Source organism: Brevundimonas sp. (assembly GCF_030682035.1).
Lineage (GTDB): Bacteria > Pseudomonadota > Alphaproteobacteria > Caulobacterales > Caulobacteraceae > Brevundimonas.
Map to the genome: position 1 here is coordinate 53,295 of NZ_JAUXQZ010000036.1, position 15,195 is coordinate 68,489.

17 protein-coding genes and 1 tRNA gene are annotated in these 15,195 nt (G+C 68.8%); 9 read left to right on the forward strand and 9 right to left on the reverse strand.

What is annotated here, in order from left to right:
* Positions 1-17: 17 nt before the first annotated feature.
* From fliE to flgB, 3 genes are read right to left on the reverse strand one after another with little or no spacing between them, the layout of a single operon-like run.
* Entirely contained in the window at positions 18-317 is a 300-nt protein-coding gene (gene fliE, locus Q8K49_RS09965) for a flagellar hook-basal body complex protein FliE (RefSeq protein ID WP_305305713.1), read from the reverse strand.
* 10 nt (positions 318-327) lie between these two features.
* Positions 328-747, reverse strand: coding sequence for a flagellar basal body rod protein FlgC (flgC, locus tag Q8K49_RS09970; RefSeq protein WP_305305715.1), 420 nt, complete (start codon positions 745-747; stop codon positions 328-330).
* Between the two features lie 14 nt (positions 748-761).
* Positions 762-1,169 carry a flagellar basal body rod protein FlgB gene (flgB, locus tag Q8K49_RS09975; RefSeq protein WP_305305716.1) on the reverse strand — a complete coding sequence of 136 codons (408 nt, stop codon included), beginning with the start codon at positions 1,167-1,169 and terminating at the stop codon, positions 762-764.
* A gap of 115 nt (positions 1,170-1,284) precedes the next feature.
* On the opposite strand from flgB, the gene Q8K49_RS09980 reads away from it, so the two are divergent.
* The 3 genes from Q8K49_RS09980 (at position 1,285) to Q8K49_RS09990 (ending at position 2,778) form a co-directional block, all read left to right on the forward strand.
* A complete protein-coding gene (locus Q8K49_RS09980; RefSeq protein WP_305305760.1) occupies positions 1,285-1,560 on the forward strand; it encodes a flagellar biosynthetic protein FliO in 276 nt (91 codons plus the stop codon).
* Positions 1,557-2,381 carry a flagellar type III secretion system pore protein FliP gene (gene fliP, locus Q8K49_RS09985; protein ID WP_305305718.1) on the forward strand — a complete coding sequence of 275 codons (825 nt, stop codon included), beginning with the start codon at positions 1,557-1,559 and terminating at the stop codon, positions 2,379-2,381. Before Q8K49_RS09980 ends, fliP begins: the two co-directional genes overlap by 4 nt.
* A 118-nt stretch (positions 2,382-2,499) precedes the next feature.
* Positions 2,500-2,778 (forward strand): HU family DNA-binding protein, encoded by a 279-nt coding sequence (locus Q8K49_RS09990; protein WP_055830800.1) that lies wholly within the window; start codon positions 2,500-2,502, stop codon positions 2,776-2,778.
* Between the two features lie 29 nt (positions 2,779-2,807).
* Here the strand turns inward: Q8K49_RS09990 and Q8K49_RS09995 are convergent, their stop codons facing one another.
* The gene (locus tag Q8K49_RS09995) at positions 2,808-5,660 is read right to left on the reverse strand and encodes a hypothetical protein (protein WP_305305722.1); all 2,853 of its coding nucleotides are present in this window, start codon (positions 5,658-5,660) and stop codon (positions 2,808-2,810) included.
* A gap of 143 nt (positions 5,661-5,803) precedes the next feature.
* Between Q8K49_RS09995 and Q8K49_RS10000 the strand changes: the two genes are divergently transcribed.
* On the forward strand, positions 5,804-6,223 hold the full coding sequence (locus Q8K49_RS10000; RefSeq protein WP_305305724.1) for a DUF983 domain-containing protein: 420 nt from the start codon (positions 5,804-5,806) through the stop codon (positions 6,221-6,223).
* Positions 6,224-6,386: 163 nt separating this feature from the next.
* Here Q8K49_RS10000 and Q8K49_RS10005 read toward each other — a convergent pair.
* Positions 6,387-6,463: transfer RNA gene (locus tag Q8K49_RS10005), tRNA-Arg, on the reverse strand.
* Positions 6,464-6,760: 297 nt separating this feature from the next.
* Between Q8K49_RS10005 and Q8K49_RS10010 the strand changes: the two genes are divergently transcribed.
* From Q8K49_RS10010 to fdxA, 3 genes are all read left to right on the forward strand, one after another.
* Entirely contained in the window at positions 6,761-9,256 is a 2,496-nt protein-coding gene (locus Q8K49_RS10010; RefSeq protein WP_305305726.1) for a helicase-related protein, read from the forward strand.
* A complete protein-coding gene (locus Q8K49_RS10015) occupies positions 9,253-9,537 on the forward strand; it encodes an RNA-binding S4 domain-containing protein (protein WP_305305728.1) in 285 nt (94 codons plus the stop codon). The genes Q8K49_RS10010 and Q8K49_RS10015 overlap by 4 nt, the downstream gene beginning before the upstream one ends.
* Positions 9,538-9,606: 69 nt before the next feature.
* Positions 9,607-9,948 carry a ferredoxin FdxA gene (gene fdxA, locus Q8K49_RS10020; RefSeq protein ID WP_305305730.1) on the forward strand — a complete coding sequence of 114 codons (342 nt, stop codon included), beginning with the start codon at positions 9,607-9,609 and terminating at the stop codon, positions 9,946-9,948.
* Positions 9,949-10,024: 76 nt separating this feature from the next.
* Here fdxA and Q8K49_RS10025 read toward each other — a convergent pair whose 3' ends face one another.
* Positions 10,025-11,233, reverse strand: coding sequence for an acyl-CoA dehydrogenase (locus tag Q8K49_RS10025; RefSeq protein WP_305305731.1), 1,209 nt, complete (start codon positions 11,231-11,233; stop codon positions 10,025-10,027).
* Positions 11,234-11,370: 137 nt separating this feature from the next.
* Here Q8K49_RS10025 and Q8K49_RS10030 point away from each other — a divergent pair, with 137 nt between their 5' ends.
* Both Q8K49_RS10030 and Q8K49_RS10035 read left to right on the forward strand, forming a co-directional pair.
* A complete protein-coding gene (locus tag Q8K49_RS10030) occupies positions 11,371-11,637 on the forward strand; it encodes a DUF6356 family protein (RefSeq protein WP_305305733.1) in 267 nt (88 codons plus the stop codon).
* A gap of 70 nt (positions 11,638-11,707) precedes the next feature.
* Positions 11,708-12,949, forward strand: coding sequence for a CaiB/BaiF CoA-transferase family protein (locus tag Q8K49_RS10035; protein WP_305305735.1), 1,242 nt, complete (start codon positions 11,708-11,710; stop codon positions 12,947-12,949).
* 5 nt (positions 12,950-12,954) lie between these two features.
* Here Q8K49_RS10035 and Q8K49_RS10040 read toward each other — a convergent pair whose 3' ends face one another.
* From Q8K49_RS10040 to odhB, 3 genes are all read right to left on the reverse strand, one after another.
* On the reverse strand, positions 12,955-13,398 hold the full coding sequence (locus tag Q8K49_RS10040; RefSeq protein WP_305305736.1) for a hypothetical protein: 444 nt from the start codon (positions 13,396-13,398) through the stop codon (positions 12,955-12,957).
* 35 nt (positions 13,399-13,433) lie between these two features.
* Positions 13,434-13,733 carry a hypothetical protein gene (locus Q8K49_RS10045; protein WP_305305738.1) on the reverse strand — a complete coding sequence of 100 codons (300 nt, stop codon included), beginning with the start codon at positions 13,731-13,733 and terminating at the stop codon, positions 13,434-13,436.
* A gap of 160 nt (positions 13,734-13,893) precedes the next feature.
* Positions 13,894-15,180 (reverse strand): 2-oxoglutarate dehydrogenase complex dihydrolipoyllysine-residue succinyltransferase, encoded by a 1,287-nt coding sequence (gene odhB / locus Q8K49_RS10050; RefSeq protein WP_305305740.1) that lies wholly within the window; start codon positions 15,178-15,180, stop codon positions 13,894-13,896.
* Positions 15,181-15,195: the final 15 nt, after the last annotated feature.

Here is a 15,195-nt window from a genome sequence, read left to right on the forward strand (position 1 = left end):
GGGGAGGATGCCGGCCGTCAGATCGGCATCCGCATGATCTCCTGATAGGCCTGGATCACCTGATCGCGGACGGCCATGACGGTCTCCAGCGAGGCCTCCGCCGAGGAGACGGCGGTGACTACGTCGATCAGACTGCCCTGCCCCTGAACGGCCGAGGCCATCTGGGTTTCGGCGGCGCGCGAGGACTGGGTCATGTCGCCCATGACGCTGGTCAGCATGTCGGCGAAGCCGGACTGGCCGACGCCCGCAGTCGGTGCGGCGGGCATTTCCGTGCCCTGGATCGCCGAATAGGCTCGCGCCGCCGCCAAGGGGTTCATGGCCTAAATCCTATTTCTTCAGCAGATCGAGGGTGCGGGCGTCCATCGCCCGCGCGGTCTCGATGACATTGAGGTTGGCCTCGTAGGCGCGTTGGGCCTCGCGCATATCCATGGCCTCGACCAGGGTGTCGACATTGGGCCGCAACACATAGCCTTCGGCGTTGGCGGCCGGATGGCTGGGATCGTATTCGGAGCGGAAGTCGCCCTGGTCGACACGCACCTCCGCGAGCGCCACACCGGTCGCGCCGTTGATCTCGCGCGCCTGAAAGACAGCGATCTGGCGGCGGTAAGGCTGGCCGCCGGCGACCGGCGAGGTCGACTGGGCGTTGGCGATGTTCTCTGCGATGATCCGCATGCGCGACTGCTGGGCCTGCAGGGCGCTGGCGGCCACAGCCATGGCCGAGTTGCGGGGCGGGATCGGGTCGGGCATCGGCTAATCCTCGATCAACGGCCGGGGGCGCGGGCCGCCATGCGCAGCATCTGCATGGATTTCTGGTAGAAGCCGATGGCCGCGTCATAGGCCATGCGGCTCTCGGCCATCTTGAGCATCTGTTCCTCGACCACGACCGAATTGCCGTCGAGCGTGGTCTCCGAATCGGGCGCGGATCGGGTCTCGAATCGGGCCGTCGCGCCGGCCGGGGCGATATGCATGGCGCTGGTGCGAACCATACGGACCCCGCCTCCCCCCTCCGCGAGCGCACGGGCGAAATCGGTCGGCTGGTTCAGGTCGCGGCTGGCGTAGCCCGGCGTGTCCGCATTGGCGACATTCTGGGCGATGACGCGCTGGCGCTCGTCCAACCAGGACAGGCGGCCCTTGATCTGGCTGAGCAGCGGCAGGTCGGTGAAGCCCACGTCAGGCGCTCCCGGGCGCGGATCGCCCCTTCGAGATGGGCAGAAACTGCCGCCTGCATGGTTAACGGGGGGTTATCTCAATGTGGCGTTAACCATGTCGGGCGAAGTCTGCCGCATGAATTTCCTCGACCTCGCCCGGGCGATCTTCGCCCTTGCCTTCACCCTCGGGATCATCGGCCTGGCCGCCTGGGCCTCGCGCCGATACCTGCCGCAGTTGCTGGCCCGGATCAGCGCCGAGCGCGGCGAACGGCGGATGACCGTGGTCGAGACCCTGGTGCTGGACCCCGCGCGGCGACTGGTGCTGGTCAGGATCGACGACGAAGAGCGGCTGCTGATTCTCGGCGAAGGCCGCGAACTGATCGAACCGCGCGGGCCGGAGGAAGCGAAGTGAGCCTCAAGGGCGTCTTCGTCCTCCCCTCTCGCGCCGAGCTTAAGCGCGCGGCGATCCTGTCGCTGATCACCACCGGCTTCTGCCTGCTATGGCCTTTGGCCGCCCTGGCCCAGGACCTGGCGGCGGCGGGCGGGCCTGGAGCGGCCATCAATGTCGACCTCGGCACCGGCTCAGGCCTGACCGAACGGGTGGTGCAGTTGGTCGGATTGATGACCGTGCTGTCTCTGGCCCCGTCGATCGTGATCATGACGACCAGCTTCGTCCGGATCATTGTGGTGCTGTCGCTGCTGCGCACGGCGCTGGGGATGCAGCAGTCGCCGCCCAACGCTGTACTGGTGTCCCTCGCCCTGTTCCTGAGCGCCATCGTCATGGCCCCGACCTGGCAGGACGCCTATGATTCGGGCATCCGACCCCTGCTGGATCAGCAAATGGAGCTGCCCCAGGCCTTCGATGCGGCGTCGGAACCTGTGAAGACTTTCATGCTCGGCCAGGTCGACCAGGACGACCTGGCGCTGTTCGTCCGGCTGTCCCAGCTGGAGGCCCCGACGGCGACCGCCGACCTGCCCCTCAGAGTGGTCACTCCGGCCTTCATGATCAGTGAGTTGAAGCGCGCGTTCGAAATCGGATTTCTCCTTTTCGTTCCGTTCCTTGTGATAGATCTGGTGGTCGCCAGCGTACTCATGTCCATGGGTATGATGATGCTGCCCCCAGTGGTGATTTCCCTGCCCTTCAAACTGATCTTTTTCGTGCTCGTGGACGGCTGGAGACTGGTCGCCGGAAGCCTGGTCGAGAGCTTCCAGAGAGCGTCCGGTAGCGGATAAATCCCCACCCCGTGGGGGTTACAGCGGCGAAGTCGCTTGCCAAGGGAAGAAAAAGCGGCGTCAATCCGTCCGTCATCGCCCCTGAATCGGGGCGAGCTCACATCGGGAAACGACCCATATGACCACCCAAGCAGAACTCATCGCCTCCGTCGCCAAGGACGCCGGTGTCAGCCAGGCCGACGCCGGTCGCATGCTCGACGCCCTCGTAAAGAACATCCACAAGTCGCTGACCGGTGGCGGCGACGTGCGCATCTCGAACCTCGGCGTGTTCGACACCGCCGCCCGCGCCGCCCGTGAAGGCCGCAACCCGGCCACCGGCGCGACCATCAAGATCGCCGCCTCGAAGGCCGTGCGCTTCCGCGTTTCGAAGCCGCTCAAGGATGCGGTGAACAAGTAAGTCCCTTTCCCCTCTTTCGGGGGGATGCCTTACGCAGGACGGGCGGGCGCCGCGGGTCGGTTCCCGCCCGTTTTCGTTCGGAGCTCGGCCTTCATGGCCGCGACCCAACCGGCGAAGGTGTCGGCCGAGGCGGCAAGACCGGCAAAGTCGCCCGGAGACGCGCCGCCGCCCACGCCGTCGTCCAGTGCGATCGACAGGGCGGACTTCGCCCGCGCCCCCGCCACGAACGGCCGATAGTTGCGCGACAGCCGGGTCAGGGCCGCATTGTCAGTGCCCAGCGAATAGCCGACGCCAGCGCGGATCAGCCGGGCCTCCTCGGAAACGGTCAGGGCCGCAGGATTGCGGAAGCGCTCGCCCAGCAGGGCCTCATAGAGGGGAGCCGCCAGCGCCCAGTTTCGCTGTTTCCAGAACACTTCGGCGCGGACTTCGCGGGCCTCGGGCGAGGTGTCCGTGCCCAGCACCTCCAGCGCATGGTCGAAACGGCCCAGATCCATCAGCGCCCGGCCCTCCAGCGCGCGGCGCTCAATGTTCAGGGCGGAGGGAAGGATGGTGGTGCGGGAGCTCCAGATGGCCTGCAGCGCCGGCTCCGGCTGGCGGTCCATCAGATAGATGGCGGCGAGATCGGTCGCGACCTGGGCCTTGGCCACGCCCTCAAGCCGGTTCTCGACCTGGTATTTCAGTAGTTCAGCGGCCTGGTCCAGCAGGTCGACATCGACCAGACGGCGCGACAGGCGGCGCACCATCTCGTCGCCGTCCGCGCCGATGGGGGTCAGTTCGCGAAAGTCGTAGAACAGGCCCAGCGCCTGCACGGGCTGAAGGCCGTCGGCCCCACCCTCAAGGAACAGCATGCGGAAGGCGGCGCCCAGATCGGCCTGGATGTCGGCGGCGCCCTCGAGACGGTTCAGATTGGGCCCGGCCCCCTTCAGGGCGGTCAGGGCCTCGCGATACAGTCCCTGCGACAGATAGAGCTGGCCCAGTTGGCGGATGACGGCCAGTTCGGTGGCGTCGCCACGCCAGCGCCAGCGCAGGCCCTCGAGGTCCTTGGCCGCCGCATCGGCCTTCATCGTCCCCTTGGCCAGGGATAGACGGACCACGCCCAGTTTGGCGGGGACCGAGACGGCGTCCAGCGGCGCGCGGCCGATGGCGGTATACACGGCCAGCGCACGGTCGGACTGGCCGTCCAGTTCGAACAGCTTGGCCTGCACCAGACGGGCGGTCAGCTGGTCAGCGGCGGGGGCGTTCTGGCTGAAGCTGTAGGCCAGCAGGGCGCGGGCGGCGTCGAGGTCGCCGGTCTCCAGCGCCGCCAAGGCGTGCGCGGCGCCGAAGCGCGCGCGCCAATGGGCGGGGAACTCATCCACCGCCGAAGCCCCGGCGGCGAAGGCCTGTCGGGCCGAGGCCCAGTCGCCCTGGGTTGAGGCGATATAGCCGCGCCAGACCGCCGAGGCGGGGTCTGAGGCGACGGCGGCGGAAGCGAAATCGCCCTGGGCCTCCTCCATACGGCCGATGGAGGCGCGCGCGGCGCCGCGCAGGCCGCGCAACTCCGGCTCGCCAGCCATGTTGGGGGCCTGCACGACGATGCTGTTCAGAACGCCGACGGCCTCATAGCCGAGGCCGGAACCGACGAGGAAACGAGCCAGGGCGAAGCGGGCCTCGGCCGGGGCGCGGGGATCGTCTCCGGCGGCCATCGACTCCCGGGCCGCCCCATCCTGAAGCTGGCGATAGCGGGCGGAGAAGCCGTCGTGGCCGGCCTCGGCCCACTCGGTCAGGATCAGCGCCGGGTATTTCGCCCGCCGGGGCGCGCCGTCCTCGGCCGAGGCGGCGTCGAGGGCGGCGGACGGGGGCGACAGGATCAGGCCGCCCGGCCGGCTGAGGGTGACCAGATCGCCCTCGGCCTGGATGGCGAGGTCGCTGGCCAAGGTCTCCACAGCCAATCCATGGGCCGTGGGCAGCAGGGCCAGGTCGACGGTGCGGCGGCGATCGGCGAAGCCCTTGCCGGGAGCCAGGGCGGTGACGGCGGCGAAGCGGTCGCCCGCCAGCGGATCGGTCAGCCAGACGGCCCGGGTCGCGCCGGCCATGCGAGCGACAAGGACCGGTTTCCCGTCGTCCTGACGGTCGATGGCGACGCCCTGGACGGCGACGGGCTGGCCGCCGATAGTCACGGTCCAGGTGGAGCCCTGCGCAGCCGCCGAGACGGCGAGGCCTTCGGGGGCGGCGATGCGGACCGCGACGTGATCGGGACCGGCGGTCCAGCGGGCGTCGGAGACAGGGCCCAGCTGTCCGGCCCCAGGCATGTCGAGGCGGGCGGTCGTGTCGAAGACCACCCAGACGGCCTCGCCGCGGCGGAAGACTGCGGCCCCGACCGGCGTGGACCAGGCGAAGGACAGGCGGATTTTGGCGGGCGTGGCGACGGCCGTGACCGGCACGGTCTGAGCCGGGGCAGCGGGCGTCTCGACGGGCCCAGCGACCGGGGGCGTGGCGTAGAGGTTGAGCCAGATGGCCCCGTCGGCCGAGCCGGTGCGGGCGTCCGCGCCCTCGGCCAGGGTCAGGACCAGTTCGGTGGCGCCCCGGACAGCACGGGTCTCGACCTTGTCCACGCCGCGCGGCGGATTGACCTTGAGGCGCGAGACGTCGGGCGCGGCGGTGGAGCCGATGCGGACGATGACATCGCGGCCGTCGCGGCGCACTTGGGCGCGGGCGCCGATGGCGCCGGCGAATTCGATGCGGGTGTACTCGGTGTTTGAGCCGATGCGGATCGCGACCGGGTCCAGCGGGACGGCGACGGTCTGGGCCAGCGGGGCCAAGGGCGCGAACAGCACCGCGCCCGCCGCGGCGGCGGCCACGGAGGTCTTGAGAATGCGCTTGCTGGCGGAGACCCCGGACATATGCGCGCACCGTCGCTCGACCGGCCTTTCAACGCAGTTAACGGTTGGTGACCGCCGATCCCGGCGTCCGCGACACCAAAGCGCGTTGCGGCAGGGCGCTGGCGGGCCGACATGCGGTGCGGCCCTCCTGTCAGGATCCGAACGTGACCGAACCCCCGTCCGAGCCCGCATATCCGCCGCTGAACACCCTTTCGACCGGCCTGCGCTGCCTCTGTCCGCGCTGTGGCCAGGGGCCATTGCTCAAGGGGTTTCTGACCATCCGCGAGGTCTGCCCGGCCTGCGGGCTGGACTATGGTTTCGCCGAACCGGCGGACGGCCCGGCCTTCTTCGGCATGAGTGCGGTCGGAATCGTGGGCATGGCCCTGTTCATGTGGTTCGAGTTCGCCGCCCACCCGCCGATCTGGGTGCATCTGGTCGTGACCATGCCCTTGCTGGTCATCGGCTGTCTGGCCGTTCTGCGGCCGCTCAAGGGCTGGCTGGTGTCGGAACAGTTCATCCACAAGGCCGCGCCGCCGGTGTTCGAGAGCAACGGCAAACACGGCGAAGGCTCGAAATGGCGGTAGAGCCCGCCATTTGACTTCCAGGCCGGGCCAGCGCCCCTTGCGGCCGTCCCGGGGAGGGGCGCAGCCATGGACATCGAACGCATTCTTTCGGGGCTTCTGATCCTCGTGCCCGCCGTCATCCTGGCGATGGCGGCGGTGATGATTATCAAGCGCAAACGGTGAATGGCGACCCCGGAGGGACTCGAACCCCCGACCTCTGCTTTAGGAAAGCCTTGCTCTATCCGGCTGAGCTACGGGGTCACGCAGGCTGACCTAGCGGGTGACGGGGCGGCGGGGAAGCGTCTGCGAGCTTCGCCCTTTGCGATTTTCTGATCCGGCCGCACCGGGGCTGGAACACCACCGTTCTCGATTGTGGTTAATCCGTCTTAAGATACAATATGTTGGGGTGAACAAACCCCGAATCGGGCGATGTCTGCGATTCGGTCCTGATTCGTTTCGCGCCTGTTCCGCCAGATCACGCCGCTGTGTTTACGCTCGGGAGCAATCGTCGCGGCGGTGCTTGAGGAACCCCGCGGGAACCGCCACCTTTCCAGCATCATGAGCGACCGTTCCACAGGACAGGCCCCCTCGCGCGTCGTCGCGGTTCTGGGCCCCACCAATACCGGAAAGACCCATCTGGCGGTCGAGCGGATGCTGGGCCACGCCTCGGGCATGATCGGCCTGCCGCTGCGGCTGCTGGCCCGCGAGATCTATGACCGGATCGTCAAGCGGCGCGGGGCGGCGGCCGTAGCCCTGGTCACCGGCGAGGAGAAGATCGTCCCGCCGCGCGCCGTCTATTTCGTCTGCACCGTCGAGGCCATGCCCCTGGAGCGCCAAGTCGAATTCCTGGCCGTGGACGAGATCCAGTTGGTCGCCGATCCGGAGCGGGGCCATGTCTTCACCCAGCGGCTGCTGCATGCGCGCGGCCGGTTCGAGACCATGTTCCTGGGGGCCGGGACCATGGCGCCGCTGATCCGGTCTCTGGTCGCCGATGTGGAGATCGTGTCGCGCGAACGGCTGTCGACGCTGTCCTACGCCGGCTCGAAAAAGCTGACCCGCCTGCCCGCCCGCAGCGCCATCGTCGCCTTCAGCACGGAGCAGGTCTATGCGATCGCCGAACTGATCCGGCGCCAGCGCGGCGGCGCGGCGGTGGTCATGGGCTCGCTCAGCCCGCGCACGCGCAACGCCCAGGTCGAGCTGTTCCAGTCGGGCGAGGTGGACTTTCTGGTCGCCACCGACGCCATCGGAATGGGGCTGAACATGGAGGTGGATCATGTCGCCTTCGCCGGCCTGAGGAAGTTCGACGGGCGGCGGACGCGCTGGCTGCACGCGCACGAGATCGGCCAGATCGCCGGGCGCGCGGGACGGCATGTGCGGGACGGCACCTTCGGCGTCACCGGCGAGGCGGCGGAACTGGATCGGGATCTGGTCGAACAGGTGGTCGAGCACCGGTTCGATCCGGTCGAGGGGGCCGAGTGGCGCAACGCCCGGCTGGATTTTGATGCGCTGCCCGACCTGCTGCGCTCGCTGACGGTGACGCCGGGCGTGCGCGGGTTGAACCTGACGCAACCGGCGCTGGACGAGACCCTGTTGCGCCGCCTGATCAAGGACGAGGAGGTGGCGCGGGTCGGACGGTCGCGGGGGGCCATCATGCGGCTGTGGGAGGCGTGCCAGCTGCCCGACTTCCAGAAGACCACGCTGGACGAGCACGGGCGGCTGTCGAAAGAGATTTTCCAGGCCCTGACCGGCAAGCGCGGCCGGCTGACCGCCGACTGGATCGCGCCGCGTTTCGCCGAGCTGGACCGCGATGACGGGCAGATCGACCAACTGTCAGCGCGGCTGAGCGGCGTTCGGACACTGTCCTATATCGCCAACCGGCCCGACTGGCTGGATCAGGCGCAGGGCTGGCGCGACAAGACCAAGGCGCTGGAGGAGCGGCTGTCGGACGTGCTGCACGAACGGCTGACGGCGCGATTCGTGGACCGGCGCACCACCGCCCTGATGCGGGCGCTGAACGTGACCGAAGATGCGGTCGCCGAGGTCGAGGCCGACGGCGCGGTCATCGTCGAAGGCCATGCGGTTGGGCGGCTGACTGGCGTGGACTTCCAGATCGACAAGGGATCAAGCGCGCTGGAGGACCGGGCGCTGCGCCACGCGGCACGGCAGGCGGTGACGCCCGAGATCGCACGGCGACTGGGCCGGCTGGCGGCGGACGAGGACGCGGCCTTCGCCGTGACCCCGGACGGCGCGGTGCTGTGGCGCGGCGTGGCTGCGGGCCAGGTGACGGGCGGGGACTGGTTCGCGCCACGGGTCCGGCTGCTGGGCGAGCTCGGGCCGGCGGCGGCGCGCGAGCGGGCGCAGCGGCGGCTGGAGGCCTGGCTGGCCGGTGAGGCCGGACGCGCGCTGAAGCCGCTGGCGCGGCTGAAGGCGGCGGTCGAGAGCGGGACGCTGAAGGGCCTGCCGCGCGGCATAGCCTTCCGCCTGATCGAGGCCGGCGGGGTCATCGACCGGCGCGCCGTCGAGCGCGATCTGGCCGCCCTGAGCCAGGTCGAGCGACGCACGCTGAGGACCTTCGCCGTGCGCATGGGGGCCCATTCGGTCTGGCTGCCCGGCGTGTTGAAGGCGCGAGCGCGAGCCCTGGCCCAGGCCTTCGTCGCCGGAGAGCCGTTCCGGCCGGGCGCGACGGCCCAGACCGCCCTGCCCGAGCCGCCGCCCTCGCCCCGCCTACTGTCGGCCTTCGGCCTGCGCGCGGTCGGGAAGGTCGCGGCCGGATTGGAGCTGCTGGAATCGCTGGCCGAGCGGCAGGCGGCCGGCAAGGGCGTGCTGACCGAGGCCGACCTGACGGCGCTGGGTGTCTCGCTTGATGAGGCGAAAGCTCTGACCGCGGCGCTGAAGGCCTCGCGCGAGCAGAAGCCGGACCGGGACGGCCGGCCGAAGGCGGTGAAGGATTCGCCGTTCGCCGCGCTTTCGGCCCTGACCGCGGCGCCCGCTCCGGCGCGCCCGAAACGCAAACGCTCCCGTCGCGCCCGCGCGCCCGGAACCGGCGCCGGATGAGCGAGGCCGCCTGCCGCATCGACGTCTGGCTGTGGCGAGCGCGGTTCGCGAAGACTCGTTCGCTGGCCGCCGCCATGGTCGAGCGCGGCGTGGTGCGGCTGACCCACAACGGTGTGCAGACCCGACTCGACAAGCCCGCACGCACCGTCCACCTCGGCGACACGCTGGTGTTCGCCCTCGGCGGCCGGTTGATTGATCTGACGGTAGAGGCGCTGGGCGAGCGGCGCGGTCCGGCGGACGAGGCACGCGGGCTTTACCACCTGCGGCAACCCCTCGGTTGACAGCAACCCCCGGCGGGGTCATGTGCGCTGCCCGTTCCTCCGCCATCCGATAGCGCCCCAGACCGCCCCATGACCTACATCGTCACCGACGCCTGCGTGAAATGTAAGTTCATGGACTGCGTCGAGGTCTGCCCGGTCGACTGCTTCTATGAGGGCGAGAACTTCCTCGTCATCGCGCCGGACGAATGCATCGACTGCGGCGTCTGCGAGCCGGAATGCCCGGTCGACGCCATCAAGCCCGACACCGAGGACGAGCCCGACGGCAAATGGCTGATGGTCAACGCCGACTACGCCAAGGTCTGGCCGAACATCACGGTCAAGGGCACGCCGCCGGCGGACGCCGAGACGTTCGAGCGCGAGACCGGCAAGTTCGAGAAATATTTCTCCGAAAAGCCCGGCAAGGGCAGCTGAATCGGCGGCTGGCGGATCGTCGTCGGGCGATGCTGGTCCGGTTCGGCGCGGTGCGTCTAGAGGCTGTTAACAGCCTCTAGAACGCGCTCTGCCCCGTGATCGCCCGGCCCAGGATCAAGGCGTGGACGTCGTGGGCGCCCTCATAGGTGTTGACCGTCTCGAGGTTCATGGCGTGGCGCATGACGTGCATCTCGCCCGTGATGCCGGCGCCGCCGTGCATGTCGCGGGCTTCGCGGGCGATGGCCAGCGCCTTGCCGCAGTTGTTGCGTTTCATCATCGAGATGGCCTCGGGAACCCACGCGCCCTGATCCAGCAGCCGGCCGAGAGCCAGCGCGCCCTCGAAGCCGAGGAAGATCTCGGTCTGCATGTCGGCCAGCTTCTTCTGCACCAGTTGGCGCGACGACAGCGGTCGGCCGAACAGCATCCGCTCGCCGACATAGTCGCGGGTCATGTGGAAACAGGCCTCGGCTGCGCCCATGGCCCCCCAAGCGATGCCGTAGCGGGCCTTGTTGAGGCAGGAGAACGGCCCGCGCAGGCCCTTCGCGCCCGGCAGCAGATTCTCTTCCGGCACGAAGACGTCGTTCAGGCCGATGTCGCCGGTGATGGAGGCGCGCAGGCTCAGCTTGTCGCCGATCTTGTCGGTGGTGAAGCCGTCCATGCCGCGCTCGACGATGAAACCGCGGATCACCCCCTCTTCCCCGGGAGAATTGGCCAGCTTGGCCCAGACGATGGCGAGGTCCGAGATGGGCGAGTTGGTAATCCAGTATTTGGAGCCGTTCAGCCTGTAGCCGCCCTCAACCGCGACCGCCTTCGTCTTCATGGAGGCCGGGTCGGAGCCCCCGTCGGCCTCGGTCAGGCCGAAGCAACCGACCAGTTCGCCGGCCGCCATGCGGGGCAGGAAGCGCATCTTCTGCTCTTCGGACCCGAAGGCGTAGATCGGATACATGGCCAGCGACGACTGCACGCTCATGGCCGAGCGATAGCCGCTGTCGACCGCCTCGATCTCGCGCGCGATGAGGCCATAGGCGACGTGGCTGACCGATGAGCCGCCGTACTGTTCGGGCAGCATGGCGCCGAGGAAGCCCATCTGGCCCAGTTCGGTCATGATGGCGCGGTCAAAAGTCTCGTCGCGAAAGGCCTCGACCACCCGGGGCAGCAGCTTTTCGCGAGCGTAGGAGCGGGCCGCGTCCTGGATCATCCGCTCGTCGTCGGTCAGCCGGCCCGACAGATCCAGCGGGTCGTCCCAGCGGAAGGTCTTGGCGGGAGAAGCGGAGCCGTCGGCCATGGGTGGTCTTTCCTGATCGTGGCGGGGCGCGGCGGAATCGTCTCGCGATCCGGGCCTCCCCCTGTTCTGGCGGGCGGTTTAGGCCAAAATGCTCGGGTCGGGTAGAGGGACGGCCCGGCGCAGTCTATGCTGCCGTGATGATCCGCACCTTCAATCGCCTGTTCGTTGAGCACCCGCGCGAGGTCGACGAGAGCTATTTCCACCATATGGCCGCCTCGTCGCGGTTCGGGTTCCGGCTGCTGAAGCTGGCCGGCTGCGCCTTCCTGCACAGTCTGGTGCCGGGCCTGCACAAGAGCACGGTGTCGAAAGAGGTCTGCTGCATGGCCGAGGAGGTCGGCGGCCGGGCGCGGGAGGCCCGCGAATGCCGCATGCGGGATGCCGGGGTGTGGGATCCGGGGCTTTAGAAGTGGCGAGTGGCGGGTGGCGAGTGGCGAGTAGGCGGCCGGCGGATTTCCGTGCGTCCGGCGCGCCTTCATGACGCCCGTCGAGGACGGCGCCGCTTCGCTCGCCACTCGCCACTCGCCACTCGCCACTCCCAAGGGCCCCCTCGCAGGCGTTCGCGTTCTCGACCTCAGCCGCGTGCTCGCCGGGCCGTGGGCGACGCAGATGCTGGCTGATCTCGGGGCCGAGGTGATCAAGATCGAGCGGCCCGGCCTCGGCGACGACACCCGGGCGTGGGGGCCGCCGTTCACGACGAATGCGGACGGGTCCAAGGGCGACGCCGCCTATTTCCTGTGCGCCAACCGGGGCAAGAAGTCGGTCGAACTGGACCTCGCCACGCCCGAGGGGGCGGAGATCGTCCGTGAACTAAGCAAAACCTGCGACGTGGTGGTCGAGAATTTCAAGACCGGCGGGCTGAAGAAATACGGCCTCGACCACGCGGCCCTGTCGGCGATCAATCCCAAGCTGGTCTATTGCTCGATCACCGGCTTCGGGCAGGACGGGCCTGACGCCCACCGCGCCGGCTATGACTATATGATCCAGGCCATGGGCGGGTTGATGTCGATCACCGGCCAGCCCGACGGCGCCGACGGGGCCGAGCCGATGAAGGTCGGGGTCGCGGTGGTCGACCTGTTCACCGGCCTCTACGCCTCCAACGCCATTCTGGCGGGGCTGATGCACGCGCGGGCGACCGGACAGGGCCAGCATATCGACATCGCCCTGTTCGACGTGCAGGCGGCCATGTTGGCCAATCAGGCGACCAATTTCTTTGTCTCGGGCAAGGCGCCCACGCGGATGGGTAATGCGCATCCCAACCTCGCGCCGTACCAACCCTTTCCGTGCACGGACGGAATGGTGGTGATCGCGGTCGGCAACGACGGTCAGTTCCGATCGCTGGCGGGAGCTTTGGGCGCGCCCGACCTCGGCGCCGACCCGCGCTTCCTGACCAACGCCCTGCGCATCGAGCACCGCGCGGCCATGACGGCCGAGCTGTCGGCTCTGACGGCGGGCCAGACCATGCACGGCCTGATGGCGGCGCTGGAGGCCGCGGGCGTGCCCTGCGGGCCGGTCAACACCATAGATCAGGTCTTCGACGAGCCCCAGGCGAAACACCGGGGGCTGGAGGTGACGCAGGATCGCGCCGACCTGTCCGGACCGGTGCGCACAGTAGCCTCGCCGATCCGGATGTCGGTGACGCCCGTGGCCTATGACCGCGCGCCGCCGGCGCTGGGGGCGGATACGGATGAGGTACTGGGGCCGCTGAGCACCGGGTGACGGAGTCACGGCGGATTCAGTAGGAGTTCCCCGACCAGCCAGACACCGACGGCCGCGACCACGAACAAGGCTATCGCGAGCAGCACGCCCTGCCACGCGACCGGCCGGAACCGGCGCGGCAGGCTGTTGCCCCAAAACCCGCCGGTGGCGAAGGCCGCGAAGGCCATGACGGTGCCGACTGCGCGGGTCCCGGTCTCTATTCCGGGCAGATCATCGCCTTCGTCTGTGGCGAACTCGCCCGCTTGAACGCGGGCCAGCAAGGCGCGGGCCTCCAAGATCATCGACGCCGGCGCCATCAGCCGGATGCCCAGCGCCCGCTGCATCAAGGGATCGACGGTGGTCTGGAACCGCTCGGTGACCGTCACGGCGAGGCCATGCGACGCGAGAAAGGCGGCGGCCAATTCGGCCTCATAGACGTCGGTGAAACGGGCGATCTCGCGCAGACTCATGACCGCAGCCTAGCATGGCGCAACGCCTGACATGATCAGGGTTGAACGGGATTCTCGATACGGTCCCGCTCGATCATCAAGAGCATGACACCGGGGGCCAGCACCCGCACCAGAGAGCTCAAACCGTCCCACGAGAACGCCCCGGCCGGGCCGACCCCCGAGATCACGATATCCGCAACGAAATAGGACATGTGGCCCGCCATGCCAATGAGCCACATGTTCACCGCCGGTCGTCGACGCCAGAGCCGCCAGATCGCGAGACTGTAGCCAATCAGGGCGATGGCGACCGGAATGGTCATCAGCGAGAACGACCAGCGCGGCAGGTTGGCCGGCAAAGGAGACGATCCGCCCGCGAACCACCCGACCCACGCAAGGCCGCCCCCAAGCAGAAGCAATCCAAGGACGGTGAAGGCTAGCCAGAGGAGCACCAGCCAACGCGTGACCGGGGGGATCCCAGCTCCTCTTCCTGGCCGCAAGGGCGGAGTGGTCACGACCCTACAGATCCAGCAGCGCCCGCGCCGGGTCTTCCAGCAGGTCCTTGACGCGGACGAGGAAGGTCACCGCCTCCTTGCCGTCGACAATGCGGTGGTCGTAGCTGAGAGCCAGGTACATCATCGGCCGGATCACCACCTCGCCGTTCACCGCCATGGGGCGCTGGACGATGTTGTGCATGCCCAGGATGCCCGACTGCGGCGCGTTCAGGATCGGCGTAGACATCAGCGAGCCATAGGTGCCGCCGTTGGTGATGGTGAAGGTGCCGCCTTGGAGTTGATCGAGGGTCAGGTCGCCGTCGCGGGCCGCCTTGCCGAGCGCCGCGATGCCTTTTTCGATGCCTGCCAGCGACAGCGTGTCGGCGTCGCGCAGGACCGGCACGACAAGGCCTTTCTCGGTGCCGACGGCGACGCCGATGTCATAGTGGTTCTTGTAGATGATGTCCGTCCCGTCGATCTCGGCGTTGACCGCCGGAATCTCCTTCAGGGCCGCGACCACCGCCCGGGTGAAGAAGGACATGAAGCCCAGCTTGACGCCGTGGGCCTTTTCGAAGGCGTCCTTGTACTGGGTGCGCAGGGCCATGACATTGGTCATGTCCACCTCGTTGAAGGTGGTCAGCTGGGCGGCGGTGTTCTGCGATTCCTTGAGCCGGCGGGCGATGGTCTGGCGCAGCCGGGTCATCTTGACCCGCTCCTCACGCGGCTGGTCGGCGCGCGGGGCAGCGGGCGCGGCGAGCGGGGCCGGGGCAGAGACGGCGGGAGCGGATGGGGCCGCGGAAATGGCGTTCAGGGCGTCGGCCTTGGTGATATTGCCCTTGGGGCCGGTGGCGGCGATGGCCTGGGGATCGAGGTCGTTCTCGGTCACCACGCGCTGGACGGCGGGCGACAGGTGCGGGGCTTCCGAGGGGGCCGGAGCGGTGGCGGCGGGTTCAGGGGCCGGAGCGGCGGCGGGGGCGTCGCTCGAGGCCGCGATGCTGCCGATCTGCTGGCCGGGGGTGACGGTCGAACCCGCTTCGGCGGGGATGGTCAGCACGCCGGGGGCGGGGGCGGCGGCGACGCCTTCGCTGACCACCCCCAGCACGGCGCCGGGGACGACGGTCGCGCCGTCGGGGGCCTTGATCTCGGACAGGACGCCGTTGGCGGGCGACACGACCTCGAGTGAGACCTTGTCGGTTTCCAGCTCGACCAGGACCTCGTCCTTCTTCACGGCGTCGCCGGCCTTCTTCGTCCACTTGCCGATGGTGGCTTCGGTGACGGATTCGCCGAGGGCGGGGGTCAGGATGTCGGCCATGGTCGGGTCCAGGTC

What these genes read in the sequence shown, in the direction of transcription:
- fliE (WP_305305713.1), bottom strand. Translation starts at nt 317, where the DNA reads ATGAACCCCTTGGCGGCGGCGCGAGCCTATTCGGCGATCCAGGGCACG.
- flgC (WP_305305715.1), bottom strand. Translation starts at nt 747, where the DNA reads ATGCCCGACCCGATCCCGCCCCGCAACTCGGCCATGGCTGTGGCCGCC.
- Q8K49_RS09980 (WP_305305760.1), top strand. Translation starts at nt 1,285, where the DNA reads ATGAATTTCCTCGACCTCGCCCGGGCGATCTTCGCCCTTGCCTTCACC.
- Q8K49_RS09990 (WP_055830800.1), top strand. Translation starts at nt 2,500, where the DNA reads ATGACCACCCAAGCAGAACTCATCGCCTCCGTCGCCAAGGACGCCGGT.
- Q8K49_RS09995 (WP_305305722.1), bottom strand. Translation starts at nt 5,660, where the DNA reads ATGTCCGGGGTCTCCGCCAGCAAGCGCATTCTCAAGACCTCCGTGGCC.
- Q8K49_RS10010 (WP_305305726.1), top strand. Translation starts at nt 6,761, where the DNA reads ATGAGCGACCGTTCCACAGGACAGGCCCCCTCGCGCGTCGTCGCGGTT.
- Q8K49_RS10015 (WP_305305728.1), top strand. Translation starts at nt 9,253, where the DNA reads ATGAGCGAGGCCGCCTGCCGCATCGACGTCTGGCTGTGGCGAGCGCGG.
- fdxA (WP_305305730.1), top strand. Translation starts at nt 9,607, where the DNA reads ATGACCTACATCGTCACCGACGCCTGCGTGAAATGTAAGTTCATGGAC.
- Q8K49_RS10025 (WP_305305731.1), bottom strand. Translation starts at nt 11,233, where the DNA reads ATGGCCGACGGCTCCGCTTCTCCCGCCAAGACCTTCCGCTGGGACGAC.
- Q8K49_RS10030 (WP_305305733.1), top strand. Translation starts at nt 11,371, where the DNA reads ATGATCCGCACCTTCAATCGCCTGTTCGTTGAGCACCCGCGCGAGGTC.
- Q8K49_RS10035 (WP_305305735.1), top strand. Translation starts at nt 11,708, where the DNA reads ATGACGCCCGTCGAGGACGGCGCCGCTTCGCTCGCCACTCGCCACTCG.
- Q8K49_RS10040 (WP_305305736.1), bottom strand. Translation starts at nt 13,398, where the DNA reads ATGAGTCTGCGCGAGATCGCCCGTTTCACCGACGTCTATGAGGCCGAA.
- odhB (WP_305305740.1), bottom strand. Translation starts at nt 15,180, where the DNA reads ATGGCCGACATCCTGACCCCCGCCCTCGGCGAATCCGTCACCGAAGCC.